14 protein-coding genes are annotated in these 20,910 nt (G+C 33.8%); 5 read left to right on the top strand and 9 right to left on the bottom strand.

Annotated elements, in window-relative coordinates; all coding sequences use genetic code 11:
• Nucleotides 1–60: 60 nt before the first annotated feature.
• The 5 genes from B2217_RS10225 to B2217_RS10205 form a co-directional block, all read right to left on the bottom strand.
• Complete coding sequence (locus B2217_RS10225) at nucleotides 61–1,914, bottom strand: glycoside hydrolase family 13 protein (RefSeq protein WP_180905801.1); 1,854 nt, start codon at nucleotides 1,912–1,914, stop codon at nucleotides 61–63.
• 378 nt (nucleotides 1,915–2,292) lie between these two features.
• Nucleotides 2,293–4,590, bottom strand: a complete 2,298-nt coding sequence (locus B2217_RS10220) for a glycoside hydrolase family 65 protein (protein ID WP_180905800.1) — start codon at nucleotides 4,588–4,590, stop codon at nucleotides 2,293–2,295.
• 27 nt (nucleotides 4,591–4,617) lie between these two features.
• Nucleotides 4,618–5,274, bottom strand: coding sequence for a beta-phosphoglucomutase (gene pgmB, locus B2217_RS10215; RefSeq protein ID WP_180905799.1), 657 nt, complete (start codon nucleotides 5,272–5,274; stop codon nucleotides 4,618–4,620).
• A 5-nt stretch (nucleotides 5,275–5,279) separates the two neighbouring features.
• Nucleotides 5,280–6,626: an MFS transporter gene (locus tag B2217_RS10210; RefSeq protein WP_291122501.1), complete on the bottom strand. Its 1,347-nt coding sequence runs from the start codon at nucleotides 6,624–6,626 to the stop codon at nucleotides 5,280–5,282.
• Between the two features lie 162 nt (nucleotides 6,627–6,788).
• A complete protein-coding gene (locus B2217_RS10205; protein ID WP_280045491.1) occupies nucleotides 6,789–7,808 on the bottom strand; it encodes a LacI family DNA-binding transcriptional regulator in 1,020 nt (339 codons plus the stop codon).
• Between the two features lie 224 nt (nucleotides 7,809–8,032).
• On the opposite strand from B2217_RS10205, the gene B2217_RS10200 reads away from it, so the two are divergent.
• From B2217_RS10200 to B2217_RS10185, 4 genes are all read left to right on the top strand, one after another.
• Nucleotides 8,033–10,951, top strand: coding sequence for a SusC/RagA family TonB-linked outer membrane protein (locus tag B2217_RS10200; RefSeq protein ID WP_291122499.1), 2,919 nt, complete (start codon nucleotides 8,033–8,035; stop codon nucleotides 10,949–10,951).
• A 10-nt stretch (nucleotides 10,952–10,961) separates the two neighbouring features.
• Complete coding sequence (locus B2217_RS10195) at nucleotides 10,962–12,587, top strand: RagB/SusD family nutrient uptake outer membrane protein (RefSeq protein ID WP_291072619.1); 1,626 nt, start codon at nucleotides 10,962–10,964, stop codon at nucleotides 12,585–12,587.
• Between the two features lies 1 nt (nucleotide 12,588).
• Nucleotides 12,589–13,608 (top strand): SusE domain-containing protein, encoded by a 1,020-nt coding sequence (locus B2217_RS10190; RefSeq protein ID WP_291122497.1) that lies wholly within the window; start codon nucleotides 12,589–12,591, stop codon nucleotides 13,606–13,608.
• A gap of 87 nt (nucleotides 13,609–13,695) precedes the next feature.
• On the top strand, nucleotides 13,696–16,503 hold the full coding sequence (locus B2217_RS10185; protein WP_291122495.1) for an alpha-amylase family glycosyl hydrolase: 2,808 nt from the start codon (nucleotides 13,696–13,698) through the stop codon (nucleotides 16,501–16,503).
• A gap of 56 nt (nucleotides 16,504–16,559) precedes the next feature.
• On the opposite strand, the gene B2217_RS10180 is transcribed toward B2217_RS10185, so the two are convergent.
• From B2217_RS10180 to B2217_RS10165, 4 genes are all read right to left on the bottom strand, one after another.
• Nucleotides 16,560–17,276, bottom strand: coding sequence for a TIGR00730 family Rossman fold protein (locus B2217_RS10180; RefSeq protein WP_114998816.1), 717 nt, complete (start codon nucleotides 17,274–17,276; stop codon nucleotides 16,560–16,562).
• A 70-nt stretch (nucleotides 17,277–17,346) separates the two neighbouring features.
• A complete protein-coding gene (locus tag B2217_RS10175) occupies nucleotides 17,347–18,051 on the bottom strand; it encodes a Bax inhibitor-1/YccA family protein (protein WP_180905790.1) in 705 nt (234 codons plus the stop codon).
• Between the two features lie 67 nt (nucleotides 18,052–18,118).
• Entirely contained in the window at nucleotides 18,119–18,802 is a 684-nt protein-coding gene (gene pnuC / locus B2217_RS10170; RefSeq protein WP_180905789.1) for a nicotinamide riboside transporter PnuC, read from the bottom strand.
• A 117-nt stretch (nucleotides 18,803–18,919) separates the two neighbouring features.
• Nucleotides 18,920–19,549, bottom strand: coding sequence for a 4'-phosphopantetheinyl transferase family protein (locus B2217_RS10165; protein WP_180905788.1), 630 nt, complete (start codon nucleotides 19,547–19,549; stop codon nucleotides 18,920–18,922).
• A gap of 74 nt (nucleotides 19,550–19,623) precedes the next feature.
• On the opposite strand from B2217_RS10165, the gene ahcY reads away from it, so the two are divergent.
• Nucleotides 19,624–20,910, top strand: a 1,287-nt coding sequence (gene ahcY, locus B2217_RS10160) for an adenosylhomocysteinase (protein ID WP_291122493.1), incomplete at its 3' end; no start/stop codon positions are given.

Genomic DNA, 20,910 nt, shown 5'->3' with positions numbered 1-20,910 from the left:
TTTTCTCCATTACATTTCGAAAATTCACTCGAAGTGACGTGAAATTAGAACTTAAACGTACTACTTTCCAAGTTCAATAATCATCGAAGATTTACCATCAATTGTGATTTCTCCATTTATATTGATTGGTAAAAATTTGTCCGAAATAATATCTTTTCCAGAAGTAAATCCGTTTAATGATTCTGCAAAACGATCTAATTTGAACGTTTGTTTTTCTGGATTTGCATTCAAAATAACCATTACAGATTCGTTATCATTGTATCTGAAATACACATAAACATTACTCTGTGGCATGTAATGTTTTGTTTTCCCTGAATGAATAACTTCTTTATTTTTGCGCCAATTGAAAAGTTTTGCTGTAAAATCATGAAACGTTTTTTGCTCCGCAGTTCTTCCTTCATTTGTAAAAGCCGACTGTTTATCTGACTTCCAACCTCCAGGAAAATCTTGTCGAATTGCTGCATCACCTTTACTTTTATCTCCTCGCATTCCGATTTCAGAACCGTAATATACTTGCGGAATTCCACGGACAGTAGAGATTAATGACAAACCAAGTTTATAATCATTCACATCACCATTCATCACTTCATTCCAACGCTCTGTATCATGATTTTCCATAAACACAAACATATTGTTGACATTCGGATACAAGAAATCATTGGTAAATGAATTGTACAATTTAATCATTCCTTTGTCCCACGATTCCTCTTCCTTGATTGCTTTTGGCAATTCTGAAAACAATGGAAAATCCATTACCGAAGGTAAATACGAATTATAATTATCGATTTTAGCAATTTTAGAATCTTTTTGCCAATACGAAATATGTGCTGCCGAATACATCCAAGCCTCTCCAACTACATTGAAATTTGGATATTCTGTCGTAATTGCTTTTACCCATTTTGCCATTCCTTCTTTGTCATTATATGGATATGTATCGACACGCATTCCGCCTAATTCTGCATATTCTATCCACCAAATTGCATTTTGCGTCAGATAATTTAGCACCAACGGATTTGATTGATTCATATCTGGCATTGTATAATCAAACCAACCATTCAACGCTTCTTTTTTGTCTACTTCTGCCGCGTTTTTATCAAATTGGGTTGTTGTACGATAATTGGAACGACGGAAACCATCTTTTCCTCCAGGAAATTTGTGAATCCAATCTTGCGAAGGCAAATCTTGAATCATCCAATGCGAAATTCCCCAATGATTTGTCACATAATCTTGAATCAACATCATTCCACGTTGATTTAATTTCTGTGATAATTCGCGATAATCTTCATTGCTTCCGTAACGTCCATCAATCTTATACAAATCAGTTTGTGCATAACCGTGATAGGAATGTTGTTTTTCATTATCTTCATTAACAGGTGTTAACCAAACCGCTGTTGCGCCAAGATTTTGTAAATAATCTAAATTGTTAATAATTCCTCGCAAATCCCCACCATGACGGCCATCTGGGATAGAACGATTGGCTTTATCTGTTAACTCTTTCTTCGAATCATTGCTTTCATCACCATTCGCAAAACGATCTGGCATAATCAAATACACCATATCTTTTGACGTAAAAGATGAACGATTTGCAGAATTTGGTTGACGATCTTTTAACTCGTATGTATACGAATCAACAATTTTATTTTTGTTTTTGATGTTAATTTTGAATGATGATTTGTTTACTTCATTCGTATTAATCGTTACAAAAACATAATTTGGATTTTCAGTTTTCTGTAAATTTTGAATTTTTACATTATCCGATAATTCAATATTGTATTTACTAATATCTTTCCCATAAACCAAAATTTGAACTTCTGGATTTTTCATTCCTTTCCACCAAAACATTGGCTCAACTTTTTGGATTTGAGCAAACGCAAATGTTGATAGGAAAGATGATAATAATAGTATTTTTTTCATGTGTTTTGTTTTTTTTAGATTCCTCCATTCGTCGGAATGACATTTACTTTACTACATTAATGAAATTATCATTCTGATTTTATCAAAGAATCTTTTTAATTCTCTGCCGAGCTGAATTTGTTTCAGCTTCTCATTCTCTACTTCATGCGATCCTGAAATGAATTCAGGATAATTCTTTTATTCGTCATTTCGAGTGATTCTGATAAGAATTGTATCGAGAAATTAGACGAATATTCACATCTTACTTCTCGATACAAATTTTCTTCATTTTCATTTCAAAAATTCACTCGAAGTGACGTGAAATTATAACTTAAAACTTTCTACTTTAAATAAAAATACCCTGAAAACCGAAGCCTTCAAGGTATTAGATTCCCTTTATTAAATCGAAGGCTGAACAACTACTTTCTGGTCAAAAACATAAACCTCTAACGGTTCTGTTCCTTCCAATTCAAAAGTTGTTTCTCCTTTATTTACGATAACTTTTAGGATTTGATGACGGAAATTCACTTTGAATGTAAATCCTTCCCATTGTTCTGGTAAACGTGGCTCAAAATACAATTGATCGTTTTTCACACGCATTCCTCCAAATCCTTCTACAATCGACATCCAAGTTCCTGCCATAGATGTGATGTGTAATCCTTCGTGAACTTCTTTGTTATAATCGTCTAAATCCAAACGAGAAGTTCTCAAATAAAATGTATACGCTTGTTCCATTCTCCCCAACGTTGCCGCTTGAATAGAGTGAACACAAGGCGATAAAGATGATTCGTGAACCGTTAATGGTTCGTAGAAATCAAAATGTTTTTCTAATTGTTCTTTCGAAAATTGATCTTCAAAATAATAGAACGATTGTAAAACATCTGCTTGTTTGATGTAAGCCGAACGTAAAATTCTGTCCCACGACCATTTTTGGTTAATTGGACGTTCTTCTTTTGATAATTCAGAAACAGGTGTTAAATCTTTATCCAAGAAACCATCTTGCTGTAAATAAATTCCTAATTCTTCGCTGAAAGGAAAATAAATATTCGCCGCAACTTCTTTCATCTCTGCTAATTCTGCATCAGTAATATTTGTTTTAGCTGCAATACGTGCAAAATCTTCTGGATAATTTGTTTTGACATTTTCAACTTGTTCCAACAAATAATTCATACACCATTGTGCACAATAATTAGAATGGAAATTGTTGTTGACGTTATTTTCGTATTCGTTAGGTCCCGTAACACCTAACATCACGTATTGTTTTTTGTCGTTTGACCAGTTTACACGCTGTTTCCAAAAACGCGCAATTCCTAATAAAACCTCTAAACCAGCTTCTGGAATGTAGGTTTGATCTCCCGTAAAACGAACATAGTTGTAAATCGCAAAAGCAATCGCTCCATTACGGTGAATTTCCTCGAATGTAATTTCCCACTCGTTGTGGCATTCTTCACCATTCATCGTAACCATCGGATACAAAGCTGCACCTTTATTGAAACCTAATTTTTCTCCATTTTCAATTGCTTTATCCAATTGATTAAAACGGTACATTAACAAGTTTCGCGCAACTTCTTGATTTTTTGTTACCATATAAAATGGCAAACAATATGCTTCTGTATCCCAATATGTAGAACCTCCGTATTTCTCTCCTGTAAAACCTTTTGGACCGATATTCAAACGAGCATCTTTTCCTGAATACGTTTGATTTAATTGAAAAATATTAAAACGAATACCTTGTTGCGCTTTCGTATCACCTTCTATCGTGATATCAGCCATTTCCCAAATCTTTGCCCAAGCTTCTTTTTGGTTTATTAACAATTGTTCATAACCTTGTTCATTTGCTTGAGACAATACATTTTCGGCAGCGTTAATTAATTCATTTTTAGGATGATTTGTCGAAACTACATAACCTCCAAATTTCTCAATTGTTGTTGTATCATTCGCTTTTACCTCAACTTCGTATGTAAATTCTACTTTCGTTTCAGTATTAACAGCATTTGTTGGCGCGATTTGTTGATAACTTCCATTTACTAAGATTTTATTCTGCATAAATGTTACCACTTCAAAATGAGTTTTGAACGTACGCGCTTGAACGAAACCTTGCTCACCTTTAATTTCAGAAGAAATTGGTTCCCAGAAAATCTCTTCCCAATTCGCATCTTCATTCTTTACAGCTGCATCAACATAAGGTTTAAAGACAATTTTTGCATCACCATTGATTGGTTTAATATCATATTTAATTGCTCCTAATTCATCTAAATCAGCAGAAAGAAAACGTCGAACAAAAACCTCAATTTCTAATCCGGAAGGTAAAATTGCCATAAATGAACGATCCAATAAACCTTCTTTCATGTTCAATTCGCGACGGAAATTTTTAACTTCTTTACAAGTGTTTAAATCAAATTTTTCACCGTTAATTTCGATGTCAATTCCAATCCAAACTGGCGCATTTAATACTTTTGCAAAATACTCTGGATAACCGTTTTTCCACCATCCCACTTTTGTTTTGTCAGGATAATAAACACCGGCAATATAGCTTCCTTGAAATGTATCGCCCGAATAAAATTCTTCGAAATTAGCACGTTGTCCCATTGCTCCATTTCCGATAGAAAATAAACTTTCAGACGATTTTACACGATCTTTTTCAAACCCTTCTTCGATAATTGACCACGCATTCGGGATGATATAATCTTGATTCATTTTGTTTGTTGTATGTAGTTTGTATAATTATTGATTGATTAATTCGACCAAGAAATCTGTTGAGATTTCAGTAAAATTATTAAAGTTGTATTTTGCTTCATTCAAAACCGAAGATTCTCCAATTCCGATGCTTGTCATTCCTGCAACATTTGCTGCTTCAATTCCTGCAACAGAATCTTCAAATACAATTGAATTTTCATTCGTTTGATTCGCTTTTTTCGCTCCAACGATAAAAACTTCTGGATCTGGTTTTGCATTAGAAACATCGTTTCCGTCCACGATATCATCGAAATAATTTAGAATATTAACTTTCTCCAAAATTGGACGCGCATTTTTAGAAGCCGATCCCAAAATGATTGGTTGATTGTTTTCTTTTAGAAAGTTTAAAACTTTCATAACGCCTGGTAAAATTTCAGAATCATCCATCTTATCGATGTATTCTAAATATTCTTTGTTCTTCTGAACTAACCATTCGTTTTTCTGCTCATCAGAAGCTTCAACATTTCCCAATCCAAGAATAATTTCTAATGATCGCACACGAGAAACACCTTTCAACAATTCGTTGTGTTCGTGCGTAAAATCGATGTTTAGATTATTCGCTAATTTTTTCCATGCTAAATAATGGTACTTTGCAGTGTCGACGATGACACCATCTAAATCAAAAATAAATGCTTTAGTTTTCAAAATGATTATGCTTTGATTGGTTCATCCACATCTTTTACGCGCGTTACAAAAAGTGCTGCAATAATTAGCGCAACACCACTGGTAACAATGGCGTAGATTGGATTATCGTGATATAAATATTTTACAATTGGACCGCCTAACAATGCGTTGACGATTTGAGGCATACAAATGAAGAAATTGAAAATTCCCATGTAAACACCCATTTTTTTCGCTGGAATTGCTCCCGCTAAAATTGCATAAGGCATCGATAAGATACTTGCCCAAGCGATTCCTACTCCGACCATGGAAAGGATTAATAATTTTGGATCGTGAATAAAATAGATTGAAATTAATCCTAATCCTCCACAAATTAATGAAATAGCGTGTGTTGTTTTTCGACCAAATTTTAAGGCGATTGCAGGTAAAAAGAAGGCGAAAATTGCAGAAATTCCGTTGTAAACACCGAAGATAATTCCAACCCAATCTCCTGCTTTTTGATATGTTTCTGAATGTGTATCACTCAAAGACAAACCGTACACATGATGAGCGATTGCTGGTGTAGCGAATACCCACATTCCGAATAATGCAAACCACGTAAAAAATTGCACCAAGCCTAATTGTTTCATCGTTTTTGGCATATTTCCAAAATCGGTAAAAATCTGTGTTAAGCTTGCTTTTTCTTCAACAATTGGTTCTCTACCTTCTGCTTTTTCGAAAGCGTCTAATTCTTCTGGCGAATATTCTTTTGTTGTAAAAATGGTGATTAAAACGGTTACAATAATTGCGATTGCTCCAATAATGAATGATAAAATTAAGTGAAACGGAACTTCTCCTTCCGCTGCAACACTTGAAACACCAAACCAGTTGCTCAAAATATAAGGTAACCACGAACCTACAACAGCCCCTAAACCAATAATTACAGTTTGAATTGAATATCCTAATGTACGTTGATCCGAAGGCAACATATCAGCTACAAATGCGCGCATCGGTTCCATGGCGATATTGAATGAAGCATCCATTATCATCAAGAATCCAGCGCCCATCCATAATGCAGGCATCAATGCCGTAAATGCACCTGCTTGTGGCATTAAGATTAATCCGAAAGAAGCCAATAAAGCTCCTACTAAAAAGTATGGTTTTCTTCGTCCAAATTTGGACCAAGTATTATCTGAATAATGACCAATAATAGGCTGAACAATCAATCCCATTAACGGTGCAACAATCCAAAACCAAGACAATTCGTGCACATCAGCACCAAATGAACTTAGAATACGGCTCGCATTTGCGTTTTGCAAGGCGAAACCCATTTGAACTCCTAAATATCCGAAACTTAAATTCCAGATTTCAAGAAATCCTAATCTACGCTTTCCCATTATCGTAATTTTTTTATGTATTTTACGATAAGCGTTTTATGCTTATCAAAACTATATTTTTGTAATTTGAGAAGTAAAAATATGTTTTGATTTGTTTACAATGTTAAAACTTTTTTTTGGGATTATTGCAACTGTAACAATTATTTAACCAAAAAAAACTTACTAAATCGTTGTAGTTTCTCGGTGTAATAATTCAGTTCCGACAACTTCGGTAATGTAATGTTCGTGCTCGTTTTCTGACTCTAATTTTTGAATCAATAAACGCGCAGCAATCTCACCCATTTTGAATGCATTTTGTTTGACTGTAGAAATGCTTGGAATTGAGTTCTTGGAAATTACACCATCTGTAAAAGCAATTAAATGTAACTCTTCTGGCACTTTAATTCCTTTTTTCAATGCAGCTCTCAAAACTTTTACGGCATATAATTCATTTACTGCCATTACTGCGTCAAATTTATTTTTTTCGAAAAATTCATCAATCATAGTGTCCAACTGACTCTCGTCTTCTACACGCAAAATCAAGTTTTCGTCAATTTCAATTCCATTCGCTTCCAACGTTCTTTTATATCCTTCGGTTCTTAAGCGTCCGACACTTATATAATCTGGCGTCGTAATAAAGCCGATTTTCTTGCGTCCTTTACTTATAAAATATTGAATTGCTTCTTGTGTCGCAAGTACATCATCAATAATAACTTTATCGGTATAAACCTCACGTGTTACACGATCGAACATCACAACTGGCATTCCTTGGTTGATGATTTCTTTGATATGATGATAATCTTTTTTGGCTTGAGTTTCTTTTGAAAGAGAAATTACAAATCCATCTATACTACCCGCCGCAAGCATCTCCATATTAATAACTTCGCGTTCGTACGATTCATTTGACAAACAAATTAATACATTATAACCATATTGATTTGCTAAATTTTCGATCCCACTAATTACCATCGCGAAAAAATCGTGAACGATTTCGGGAATAATCACAGCAATTGTTTTCGTTTTTCGATTCTTTAGACTTAATGCAATATTATTCGGTTTGTAGTTGTATAATTTTGCAAATGCTTGAATCTTTTGTTTCGTTGCAGCACTAATCTCTTCGCTATTTTTCAACGCTTTAGAAACCGTTGATATCGAAACATCTAACTCTTTTGCAATCTGTTTTAATGTCAAATTCTTTTTCATAATCTTCTTTCTACCTTAACCATCAATCTTATTCTACTAATTTCCGTCTTTTTTATTAAAAATTAACAAGCGCTAACAATTAATTTAATTATTTATTAACACGAAAACGTTTTCGTTTAGTTAGTCGGTGTATTACATACACAATCAATCAATTAAACGACTTACATTTGGTAATGAGAAGTAAAAATATAAATTAATAATTAACGAAACAAAACGAAAAATATATGAGGATTTTAAAACAATCTCTTCTAGCATTAGTTTTATCAAGCCCTGCTATTTTATCTGCACAAACTGCGATAAAAGGAACAGTACAAGATAGCGCTAATAACACGGTTTTAGCTGGTGCAGATGTTTCGAACATTACAACAGGAGAATCGACAGTTTCTGATGAAAAAGGAAATTTTACATTAGAAGCGAACGATGGTGATATAATTGTTATCAGTTTTTTTGGTTATGACGATCAAGAAATAACTTTTGCGGGACAAACGCAATTACAACTTCGTATGTCTAAAACGACAGAAAACTTGAAAGAAGTTGTTGTAATTGGGTATGGTACAGCAAAAAAAGAAGATGTCACAGGTTCTGTAAATCAATTAAATTCAGAAGATTTCAACAAAGGATCAATCACTTCTGCACAAGAATTAGTGACTGGAAAAATCGCTGGTGTTGTGGTAACATCTGCTGGTGGAGCTCCTGGTGACGGTCAAAACATTATCATTCGTGGTAATAGTTCGTTATCATTAAACTCTCAACCATTATATGTGGTAGATGGTGTTCCTTTATCTGAAGTAAATATTGGAGGTTCTCGAAATCCATTGGATTTCTTAAATCCTAACGACATCGAAACGATGACTATTCTGAAAGATGCTTCGGCAACTGCTATTTATGGTTCTCGTGCTGCGAATGGTGTTGTAATGGTTACAACTAAAAAAGGAAAAGGAAAAAAATTCCGTTTTAACTATAATTCAGTTACATCAATTTATCAACCAGAAGGTTATATTGACGTAATGAATGCAGATCAATTCCGTGAATTGGTAAAATCTGTAGGAACTGCTGACGAAATTGCTCGTTTAGGTAATGCAAATACAGATTGGCAAAAAGAAATTTATAAAACTTCTGTAGGTTTTGATCACAATTTTAGTGCAACAGGGAATATTGGAGGTAAAATGCCTTCTCGTTTTTCTATTTCTAATACAGATCAGGATGGTATTTTAAAAGGAGATAACATCAATCGTACAACAGCTTCTATGAACTTGAGTCCATCTTTCTTAGATGATCACTTAAAATTTGAATTGAATGCTCGTGGTTCTTATATCGAGAATCAATTTGCAAACAGAGGTGCAATTGGAGCTGCTTTAGAATATGATCCAACTCAACCAGTTTATTCTGGAGCAAATGTATTTGGAGGTTACCATACTTGGATGGACGGAGCTGTTAAACACAATTTAGCGCCAACTAACCCAGTTGCATTAATCAATGAAAACAGAGATACATCTGAAGTTCGTCGTTTTGTAGGAAATGCAAAAATGGATTATAAATTACATTTCTTACCGTCTGTTACAGCAACAGTTAATGTAGGTTATGATATTTCTAATGCGAATGGACGAAATGTAACAACTGCAAATATGCCAAGTTCTTCTTTGACTTGGGATGGTTCTAAAACAACTTTTAGCGCACAGTTCTACAACAAATTATTTGATGCATATTTAACATTCAATAAAGATTTTGGACAACACGGATTGACTGTTGTTGGAGGTTACAGTTATCAATACTTTAATACATACAATACCAATTACGATAGCGAATTAGAACAACAAGGTTCTGATCAATTTCGTTTTGTAGATCGTGATCAATATTCTTTATTATCATACTTCGGACGTTTAAACTATAATTTTGATAATCGTTACATCTTAACAGCGACTATGCGTGCAGATGCTTCATCAAAATTAAGCCATGACAATCAATGGGGTTATTTCCCTTCTGCGGCTATTGCGTGGAATATCTCTAAAGAAGAATTCTTGAAAGGAAGCTCTGTTGTAAATGATTTGAAATTACGTGTAGGTTATGGTAAAGTTGGTAATGTAAACGGATTAGGAAACTTCCAATTCTTAACGCGTTATCAAGGATCAGAATCAACTGCTTATTATCAATTTGGTTCTACATTCTATCAAACTTATCGTCCTCAACCATTTAATGGTGATTTGAAATGGGAAATTTCGAGTACATTAAATGCTGGTATTGATTACTCATTATTCAAAAATAGAATCTACGGTACATTAGATGTTTACAAGAAAAAAACAAGTGATTTAATTGCGAGTGTTTATGTAGATCCATTTACAAACTTTGGAAATATGATCGATAAAAATATCGGTGATATGGAAAATAAAGGAATCGAATTTAGCATCAATGCTGATATCGTAAAATCTAAAGATTTTGATTGGTCTTTTGGATACAACATCGCTTTCAATGATAATAAAATTGTCAACTTACCTACTGATAACTTAACAGGAAGTATTGATGGAGGAACTGGTAACAATATTCAAATTCAACGTGAAGGAGAAGAACCATTTAGTTTCTATGTGTACAAGCAAATTTATGATGCAAACGGAAAACCAATCGAAGGAGCTTACGAAGATTTGAACAACGACGGAATCATCAACGAAAAAGACCGTTACATTCACAAAAGCCCTTTCGCAAAAGTAACAATGGGATTCAATACATTCTTCCGTTACAAAAATTGGGATTTAAGTGCAACTGCTCGTGCTAACATCGGAAACTATGCTTACAATAACATGGCTTCGTCTAAAGGCTACAGCAAAAAAGCGACAGGAAATGGTCAAAACTATTTATCTAATGTGCTTTCAAGCTACTACAACACAGGTTTCACAAGTATCACAGAAACTAATTTGTTAAGTGACCACTTTATAGAAGATGCATCTTTCTTCCGTATTGATAACATTACATTAGGTTACAACCTAAAACAAGCGATCAAAGGATTAGATATTCGTCTTTATGGAGCGGTTCAAAACGTAGCTGTATTCACAAATTACAGCGGTTTAGATCCTGAAATTTACCGCGGAATTGATAATAGTTTTTATCCAAGACCGAGAACGTATGTATTTGGTTTAAATGTTAATTTCTAAGAAAACTACAATGAAAAAGATTAAAATTTCAACATATATTTTAGCTGCGGCATTGGCTTTCTCTGTTTCTTCATGTCATGATGATTTAGATTTAATGCCAAATGATCCAGATACTTATACACAATTTGATGTATTCAAAGATGCTGCTACTGCAAAATCTGCTTTAGCAAAAGTATACGCTTCTTTAGCACTTACAGGACAAAAAGGACCTGCGGGAAGTGGAGATATTCAAGGTATTGACGAAGGTGCTTCTCAATATACTCGTTTAATGTTCAACTTAAATGTATTGACAACAGACGAATCTATTCTTGGCTGGGGAGATCCAGGTTTACCAAACTTGCATGAGATTTCTTGGGGAGCAAGTAACAGTTTTGTTGAAGCAATGTATTATCGTTTAGCACAAACCGTTTCTTTTTCTAATTCGTTTATTGCAAATGCTGAAGCTTTATCAAGCACAACTCCAGAAGTGAAAGAATATGTAGCTGAAGCTCGTTTCATTAGAGCATATGCTTATTATAGCTTAATGGATTTATATGCGAATGTTCCGTTAGTAACAGAAGTTTCTTCTGAATTACCAAAACAAAGCAATCGTAAAGAGATTTTCACTTTCGTTGAAAGCGAATTAAAAGCAATCGAAGCTGAATTAAAAGCTGGTCGTGCAAACGAATATGGACGTGTAGATAAAGCAGCTGCTGAAGCATTATTATCTCGTTTATATCTAAATGCAGAAACTTGGATTGGTCAAGCAAAATATACAGAAGCCATCACTTATTCTAAATTGGCTATGCAAGCTGGATATACACTTAACACAACTGATGGAAATAAAAATGGTTCTGCTTACGACGAATTATTTTTAGCTGATAATGATACGAATGGCGCGCAAAATGAAGCTATTTTCGTTTTAAACTTTGACGGAAATAATTCTCGTACCTACGGAGGTTCCACTTTCTTAGTAAAAGCTGCAATTGGTGGAAAAATGGTTGCTGCTGATTACGGTGTAAATGGTGGATGGGGAGGTCCTCGTTCTACAAAAGCATTGGTGAATCAATTTACAGATGCTGTTACAACAAAAGACAGTAACGGAAATCCAACTGCATGGAAAGATAAACGTGCAATGTTCTTTACAGATGGACAAACTTTTGAAATTAACAACATAGGTACATTTGGAGAAGGTTATGCTGTTTACAAATGGTCTAACAAACGTTCAGACGGAAAAAGTGCAAACGATGCAACAGGAGAATATGTTGACACAGACGTACCAGTAATTCGTTTAGCAGAAGTTTATTTAAACTATGCTGAAGCTGTTTTACGTGGAGGAACTGGTGGAGACCGCGCAACTGCATTGAACTTAATCAACGAATTAAGAACTCGTGCATACGGAAATACATCAGGTAATATTACTGACGGACAATTAAACTTAGATTTCATTTTAGCTGAAAGATCAAGAGAATTGTACTGGGAAGGAACGCGTAGAACGGATTTAATTCGTTTCAATAAATATACTAACAATTACAATTGGCCTTGGAAAGGTGGCGTTCAAAATGGAACATCTGTAGATGCTACAAAAGTTATCTTCCCAATTCCAAACAATATTATTGTCATTAATCCAAACTTAACTCAAAATCCAGGTTATTAAGATGAAAAATTTTATAAAATATATTTCGTTAGCTTGTGCGAGTATTTTTGCCTTAAGCGCATGTAACGACGATGAAGATATCATCAAATTAGATCCTTCAACTTTTGTTGCACCGAAAGTAGAAACGCCTGCTTCATCAACAATTGAATTGTTAGAAGAAAATGCTGCAAACACAGCAATGACGTTTAATTGGAGTGCTGCAAATTATGGAACAAATACTCCTCCTAAATATGAATTACAAATTGATATCAAAGGAGATAATTTTAAAAATCATCAAGTTCTTACTTCAACTTCAACATTAACAGCTGATGTAACAGTAAAAGAATTGAATTTAGCAGTTATTGCTTTAGGATTAGAACCTTTTAAAGAAGGAGAGATAGAATATCGTATTGTTTCTACAGTTGGTACACCTAGTTCTCAACAATTAATCTCTAATGTCAATACATTAAAAATAACAGCATATCCAACAGATTTATCTACAAATTGGGGTGTTGTTGGTTCTGCTACTCCTAACGGTTGGGACGGGCCAGATGTTCAATTTTGGAAAACTGATGTTACAAATGTATTTGTAGCGTACACAGATTTAAAAGGTGGTGAAATCAAATTCCGTCAAGACAACAAATGGGAGTTAGATTATGGAGGATCTAATGGAAAACTTGAAAAAGGAGGTAAAAACATCGCAGTAGATGCTGGTACTTACAAGATAACTATGGACTTAACAAATCTAACTTACAAACTTGAGAAATTTACTTGGGGATTAGTAGGTGATGCAACTCCAAACGGTTGGGACGGGCCAGATACTAAATTATCATACGATGGAACAATTGATTCATGGACAACTATTCTTACAATGAAAGATGGAGAATATAAGTTTAGATTGAATAACGATTGGGACAAAGGTAATTACGGTGGTGCTGATGGTGCTCTTGTTGAGAAAGGAGACAACATCAAAATAAAAGCTGGAAAATATAAAATCACAGCTAATTTCACAAAGAAAACTTATACAGTAGAAGCTCAATAAAATTTTTTCTCATCAACAATTAATTTTTTAAAAGCCATTAAAATTCAATTATGTTTTTTAATGGCTTTTTCTAAAACCACACAAAACATGAAAAACATTCTATCTATTTTGATGCTTTTAATGGTAATATCTTTTACCAAAGCTCAAATTACAACAACACCTTCACCGCCCGAAGCAAACCAAGCAGTTGTAATAAACTTCGACAAAACGGGAACAGGCCTAGCAAGTTACACAGGAGATATTTATGCGCACACAGGCGCAACTATTGAAGGAAAACAATGGGAAAATGTAATAGGAAGTTGGGGAAATAATACTACTCAACCCAAATTAACTTTCGTTTCTGGATCAACCTATAAATTAGAAATTCCTACATCTATTTATCAATTCTATGGAGTTGATACTTCTAAAAATATTACTGCAATAAATATTGTTTTTAGAAGTGCAGATGGAAAACAACAAACTACGGATCTTTCTATTTCGGTAGGTTCTTTCAAAGTTACTTTAACTAATCCGCTCGAAAATTCGATTACAAATGTTTCTTCAGGATCAAGTTTTAACATCAAAGCGACAGCTACAAAATCTGCTAATTGGACATTAACTACCAACGGAACTCAAATTGATGTATTAAATAATTCAACATCTTTTGATAAAAATTATACCATTACACAAAATCAGAATTATACGTTGAGTGCTACTTTTAATGGTCAAACGATAAGCAAATCTTTTACAGTTAATATCAAACCGACTGTGAAAGATGTGGCAATTCCATCCAATTTACATGAGGGAATTAATTACTTGGATAATGATTCTTCAAAAGCATATTTGGTTTTATATGCACCACAAAAAGAATTTATTCATGTAATTGGAAGTTTCAATAATTGGCAACTTTCTGATCAATATGTAATGAATCGTGATACAACAAACAAAGATTTATATTGGATTGAATTATCTAATCTTAAATCTAATGAAATTTATACGTTTCAATATCGTACAAGTGATGGAATAAAAACTGCAGATCCATATTCGACATTAGTTTTATCGCCTTATGATGATCCATATATTACAACAGCAACTTATCCAAATATGCCTGTATATCCTACTGGGCAACAATTTGAAGTTTCGGTTTTACAAACAAATCAAGCAAAATACAATTGGAAAGTTTCAAATTTCAATCGACCAAATAAAGAGAATTTGATGATTTACGAATTATTAATTCGCGATTTCAATTCGACAAAAACATGGCAATCTTTAATTGATGATTTTGATTATTTCAAAAAATTAAACATTAACGCAATCGAAGTAATGCCTGTCATGGAGTTTGAAGGAAATATTTCTTGGGGTTATAATACCGCTTATCATCTTGCTTTGGATAAAGCCTATGGACCAGCAGATAAAATGAAAGAATTCATTGATTTGTGTCATCAAAATGGAATTTCAATCATTTTGGATGTTGCTTTAAATCACGTTTATGGTCGATCTCCATTAGTTAGAATGTGGATGAATGATCCTGATGGAGATGGTTTTGGAGAACCAACCGCTACAAATCCTTATGTTAATCAAACCGCAAAACATAGTTACAATGTTGGTTACGACTTAAATCATCAACTAACACCAACTCAAAATTATGTACAACGTACATTAAAACATTGGATTGAAGAGTTTAAAATTGATGGATTTAGATGGGATTTAACAAAAGGATTTACACAAAATTGTACACCTTCTGATGAAACTTGTACAAACGGATATCAAGCTGATCGTGTAGCAATTTTAAAAAAATATGCAGATATGCAATGGACAATTGATCCGAATTCCTACATCATTTTTGAGCATTTAGGAAATAATGGTTCAGCACAAGAGGAAACAGAATGGGCGAATTATCGCATTAACGAAGGTAAAGGAATTATGCTTTGGGGTAAAGCGACTAATAATTTTAATCAAAATACAATGGGATATGCTTCGGATAGTAACTTTGATTGGTTGAAGCATACTGTAAAAGGTTTTACGAAAAAACATTTGGTTGCCTATGCAGAAAGTCATGATGAAGAAAGAATGATGTACAAGAATTTACAATATGGTGCATCATCAGGAACTTATAATATAAAAGATTTAAAAACTTCTTTGGAAAGACAAAAAGCTCTTGGTGCAGTTTTATTTACAATTCCTGGTCCTAAAATGTTGTGGCAATTCGGAGAATTAGGATATGATTACTCGATAAATCATTGCGAAGATGGAACAAATAATGACGGATGTCGCACCAATCCAAAACCTATTCCAAGCGAAATTGGTTACTTAACAAATGCCGATAGAAAATCTGTTTATGAAGTTTGGTCAAAAATTATTGGTCTTAAATTAAACAACAAAGTTTTCGAAACTGATAATTATACAATTACATCTGGAGATTTAAAACCGCGTATTCAGATTACAAATAATTTATTATCGTCGTCTGATTTATATGAGGTAATTGTTATTGCAAACTTCACAACAAGCACTCAAGCAATTGCGCCACTTTTTCCATTTACAGGAAATTGGTACAATTTGATGGACGAAACAACGCTGAATGTCACCAATACAAATTCATCATTTACAGTTAATCTAAATCCAGGTGAATTTAGAATTTTCGGGAATGCAAAAGCAAATTTATCAACAGATAATATTGAGGTTAATTCAGAAAAAATCTCTGTAACTCCAAATCCAGTTTCTTCCTCTTTTTCATTAAATATTAATTCAGAAAAAGTAAAAATCTATGATTTAACAGGAAAACTGATCAAAGAGTTTTCAGGAAAATTTTCAGCGATACATCAATTTAACATCAAAGAATTACCAAAAGGTATTTACATTCTTGACATTGAAGCTAAAAATCGAAAAATTGGAACATCTAAATTAATTAAACAATAATTATCATTCTTTATGAAATAAAAAAACCTCATCAATTGATGAGGTTTTTTTGTTGCTTAAAAATTAAGCTTAATATTATATTTTTCGTAGAAATTTTTGATATGAGCAACGGCTTCTTCCGCTGTATCAACCAAACGGAAAAGATCCAAATCTTTCTCAGAAATATAACCTTCTCTCAAAACCGTTTCTTTGATCCAATCAATTAAACCTGACCAATATTCAGTTCCAACTAACACAATTGGGAAACGTCCTGTTTTCTTCGTTTGTACCAATGTCATCGACTCAAATAATTCGTCTAACGTTCCAAAACCTCCTGGCATTCCGATAAATCCTTGTGAATATTTCACAAACATTACTTTTCGTGCAAAGAAATAATCGAAATTAATTTCATATTCACGGTCGATATATTTGTTCAATTCTGTTTCGAAAGGCAATGTAATTCCCAATCCAACAGAAGTTCCTCCACCCTTTTGCGCTCCTTTGTTTGCAGCTTCCATAATTGCCGGACCTCCACCAGTAATTACACCAAAACCTATTTGCGTTAATCGATACGCAATGTCCTCTGCTAATGCATAATATGGATGATCTGGAGAAGTACGTGCCGAACCAAAAATAGACACGCAAGGTCCTATTTTAGACATTACTTCGTAACCATTTACAAACTCTGCCATAATCTTGAACAACGCCCAAGAATCATTTATTCTAATCTCATTCCAATCTTTTGGTCGAAACGGAGATTGTATTCTATCATCTTCTTTTTCTTTATCTGTCATAGTATCTTAAATAAAAAAACCGCAACAAAAATGCTACGGTTCAACATACAAATTTATTGTTTCTTCATGATTAATCTCTACTCATAAAAATTCTCAAAATATACCAAAACAATAACATTAATGAAGCAAATAACGACAATGCCGCTGCAACATATTGTTGTGTTCCGAACTCATATTTTAATTGGTGAGTGTTGTACAAAATTGCTCCTCCAGCCAAGGCACACATTCCAACTGAGAACCATAATCCTAAATCGAACCCGAATAACATTCCTGCAATAATCAATCCAATTGCTAAGAAAAATCCTATAGTTAATGCTCCTCGTAAAATAGAGAAATCTGCTTTTGTTAAAAATACAATAGCCGATAATCCTACAAATAATCCACCTGTTACAACGGCCGCTTGTTTTATCACATAAGTTCCGCCATAATATAATGCAATGTACAGCATTGGCACAAAGATTAAAGCTTCTGCAACTATGTATAAAAAGTAGCCTAAATATTGTTTAGATTTTGAAATCGATCCGTACGCCATTTTTTGTGCAACCCATGTAATTCCCATGAAACCTGCTAATAAAATAAGCCAAAGATATCCAGAAGTTAAACTTAACATAAAGCTGACTAATGCTTCTGATTTTAACATCAAAGATTCGATTAAAACAAATACCAAAACTCCTCCAGCAACGTGTCCGTAAGTATGTTTATAGAAATTTGCCCTTTCTACGCTTGTTGCCTGTGCAACCAATTGGTTTTGTTGATATACGTGTTGATTTTCCATATTCGTAATTTTTATAGGTTTTTCAAATTCAATTTACAAGGCTAAAATACTAATTTTAAATTATTTCTTAGCTCACTATTTTCTGTGAATTTTTGGCTGATTTTATCCAATCGATTAATCCGATAAATGATAAAATCAACAAGACAATATATTGCACCGAAGTGATAACTGCTCCTTTGTAAATCATTAATGGAATCATGATTAAATCGCCGATAATCCAGAAATACCAGTTATCAATTTTTCGTCGCGCCATCATCCACATTCCAATCAAAAAGATAGCGGTCGTCGAAGCGTCTACAAAATCAATTTTGGTATAATGTAATTTGCATTGATTGATAAAATTAACATCAAACCCGTTTTGAATGACTGGACGGAAATAATAAATCGTCAAAATAAAGATAAAACTCAACGCGAAAAGTAACGTTGCGTACAGATACTCTCTCTTCGTTGCCCACGAAACATCTACATGTTTATGATCGGCTTCGAGATTTTTTTGCCACAAAACCCAACCATAAATCGCCATTGAAGTATAGTAAACATTAATAATTGTTTCACCATATAATCCCCAATTAAAAAATAAATAAATGAAAATAAATGTTGAAATAATTGTAGTTGGATAAACCCAAATATTGCGTTTATAGGTATAATAAACCGAAATAATTCCGAACAATGTTGCTATTATTTCAAGTAAAATATTCAGTGTAGAATAAGTTTTGTAAGGCGCAAGGATGTAATCAATAAAATCGTTCATTCTTAAGTTGTGAGTTGTGAGTTGTGAGTTGTGAGTTGTGAGTTGTGAGTTAAAAATAATTCTTTCTAAATCGTAAATCAAAAATCTAAATTCGTAATTCTAATTTCTAACTTTTACTTATTCATAATCCAACACCCAAACCAAATAATATTCACCAATCATTTTATAGAATGCATGATATTTACGAGATTTCACATCGTCCGAAATCCAACAAATAAATTGTTTATTCTCTACTAATTCAAATTCTTCTGCACGATAATGATTCAAAAAATTCCAAAGATTACCACCATTCAACTTGTACAAACCTTCTTTCATTCCCCAAATTATATGCAGATATTCAGTCTCGTGCTCTTGAGGAATCCAAGCTATTTCATCTGGACGGGCAAACTTGTGTTTAATATTTAGGATTTTTTTTGGACGAGCCAATTCAATATCAATCCCAATATTATATTCGCTCACACCAACAGAAACCAATCCATAAGAATGTGTGATAGAAATTTCTTTATTTGTAGGTAAAAAAGGTTTTCCACGTTCGTCATAATTTACATCATAATCCAAGTCCAATTTCTTTAGACAAGCGCGCAAACCAAGATATTCTCTGGCCTGTTTAGGTCGAAGATTATTATATTTTTCCATCCTATACTCCTCTAAATGAAGATATTCTAATAATTCTTCATTCGATTCTGTTACATTCCACGTAATAATGCGGGTATGTTTAAAATCGTTAATATAATCGATAACGGGCATTTTATTAATCGAAATTTGTTTGTAAATTTGTTCCTTATAAACTTTAAAAAAAAGTTAGTTAAATATATCAATTGATGGATACAAAAACGCAATACATTCCATACAAAGTTAAAGATATTTCTTTAGCTGAGTGGGGAAGAAAGGAAATTACGTTGGCTGAGGCAGAAATGCCTGGGTTGATGGCTATCCGTGAAGAGTACAAAGCTGCTCAACCTTTGAAAGGTGCTCGCATTGCAGGTTGTCTACACATGACAATCCAAACTGCAGTTCTTATCGAAACGTTGGTTGCTTTAGGAGCTGATGTTACATGGTCGTCATGTAATATTTTCTCTACACAAGATCACGCTGCGGCTGCAATTGCTGCTGCTGGGATTCCTGTGTATGCTTGGAAAGGGATGAACGAAGAGGAATTCGATTGGTGTATCGAGCAAACATTATTCTTCGGAGAAGATCGTAAACCATTAAACATGATTTTGGATGATGGTGGAGACTTAACGAATATGGTGATTGATCGTTACCCAGAATTGGTTGCTGAGATCAAAGGATTATCAGAAGAAACAACTACGGGTGTACACCGTCTTTACGAAAGAATGGAGAAAGGTACATTGCCTATGCCTGCAATTAACGTAAATGATTCTGTAACAAAATCTAAATTCGACAACAAATACGGATGTCGCGAATCTGCAGTAGATGCTATCAAACGTGCTACTGACCTGATGATCGCTGGTAAACGTGTTGTAGTTTGTGGATTTGGTGATGTTGGTAAAGGTACAGCGGCTTCTTTCCGCGGTGCTGGAGCAATTGTTACAGTAACAGAAATCGACCCTATTTGTGCTTTACAAGCATCTATGGAAGGTTACGAAGTAAAAAAATTAGATACAGTGGTTGCAAACGCTGATATCGTAATTACGACTACTGGTAACTTTGGAATTGTACGTGCAGAGCATTTCGAGAAAATGAAAGACAAAGTAGTTGTGTGTAACATTGGTCACTTCGATAACGAAATCGATATGGCTTGGTTAAACGGAAACTACGGAAACACGAAAGAAGAAATTAAACCACAAGTTGACAAATACAACATCAACGGAAATGACATCATCATTTTGGCTGAAGGACGTTTAGTTAACTTAGGTTGTGCAACAGGACACCCTTCTTTTGTGATGTCAAACTCTTTCTCTAACCAAACTTTAGCTCAAATCGAATTGTGGACAAATTCATCAGCTTACAAAAACGAAGTATATACTTTGCCTAAGCATTTAGATGAAAAAGTTGCAGAATTGCATTTAGCTAAATTAGGAGTAGAATTAGAAGTTTTATCTCAAGAACAAGCAGAATACATTGGTGTAACGGTTGAAGGACCA

The sequence above is a fragment of the Empedobacter sp. UBA7620 genome (assembly GCF_002484185.1).
GTDB classification, from domain to species: Bacteria; Bacteroidota; Bacteroidia; order Flavobacteriales; family Weeksellaceae; genus Empedobacter; species Empedobacter falsenii_C.
This window is presented reverse-complemented; position numbering and strand designations above follow the sequence as displayed.

What these genes read in the sequence shown, in the direction of transcription:
- B2217_RS10225 (WP_180905801.1), bottom strand. Translation starts at nt 1,914, where the DNA reads ATGAAAAAAATACTATTATTATCATCTTTCCTATCAACATTTGCGTTT.
- B2217_RS10220 (WP_180905800.1), bottom strand. Translation starts at nt 4,590, where the DNA reads ATGAATCAAGATTATATCATCCCGAATGCGTGGTCAATTATCGAAGAA.
- B2217_RS10210 (WP_291122501.1), bottom strand. Translation starts at nt 6,626, where the DNA reads ATGGGAAAGCGTAGATTAGGATTTCTTGAAATCTGGAATTTAAGTTTC.
- B2217_RS10205 (WP_280045491.1), bottom strand. Translation starts at nt 7,808, where the DNA reads ATGAAAAAGAATTTGACATTAAAACAGATTGCAAAAGAGTTAGATGTT.
- B2217_RS10200 (WP_291122499.1), top strand. Translation starts at nt 8,033, where the DNA reads ATGAGGATTTTAAAACAATCTCTTCTAGCATTAGTTTTATCAAGCCCT.
- B2217_RS10195 (WP_291072619.1), top strand. Translation starts at nt 10,962, where the DNA reads ATGAAAAAGATTAAAATTTCAACATATATTTTAGCTGCGGCATTGGCT.
- B2217_RS10190 (WP_291122497.1), top strand. Translation starts at nt 12,589, where the DNA reads ATGAAAAATTTTATAAAATATATTTCGTTAGCTTGTGCGAGTATTTTT.
- B2217_RS10185 (WP_291122495.1), top strand. Translation starts at nt 13,696, where the DNA reads ATGAAAAACATTCTATCTATTTTGATGCTTTTAATGGTAATATCTTTT.
- B2217_RS10180 (WP_114998816.1), bottom strand. Translation starts at nt 17,276, where the DNA reads ATGACAGATAAAGAAAAAGAAGATGATAGAATACAATCTCCGTTTCGA.
- B2217_RS10175 (WP_180905790.1), bottom strand. Translation starts at nt 18,051, where the DNA reads ATGGAAAATCAACACGTATATCAACAAAACCAATTGGTTGCACAGGCA.
- pnuC (WP_180905789.1), bottom strand. Translation starts at nt 18,802, where the DNA reads ATGAACGATTTTATTGATTACATCCTTGCGCCTTACAAAACTTATTCT.
- B2217_RS10165 (WP_180905788.1), bottom strand. Translation starts at nt 19,549, where the DNA reads ATGCCCGTTATCGATTATATTAACGATTTTAAACATACCCGCATTATT.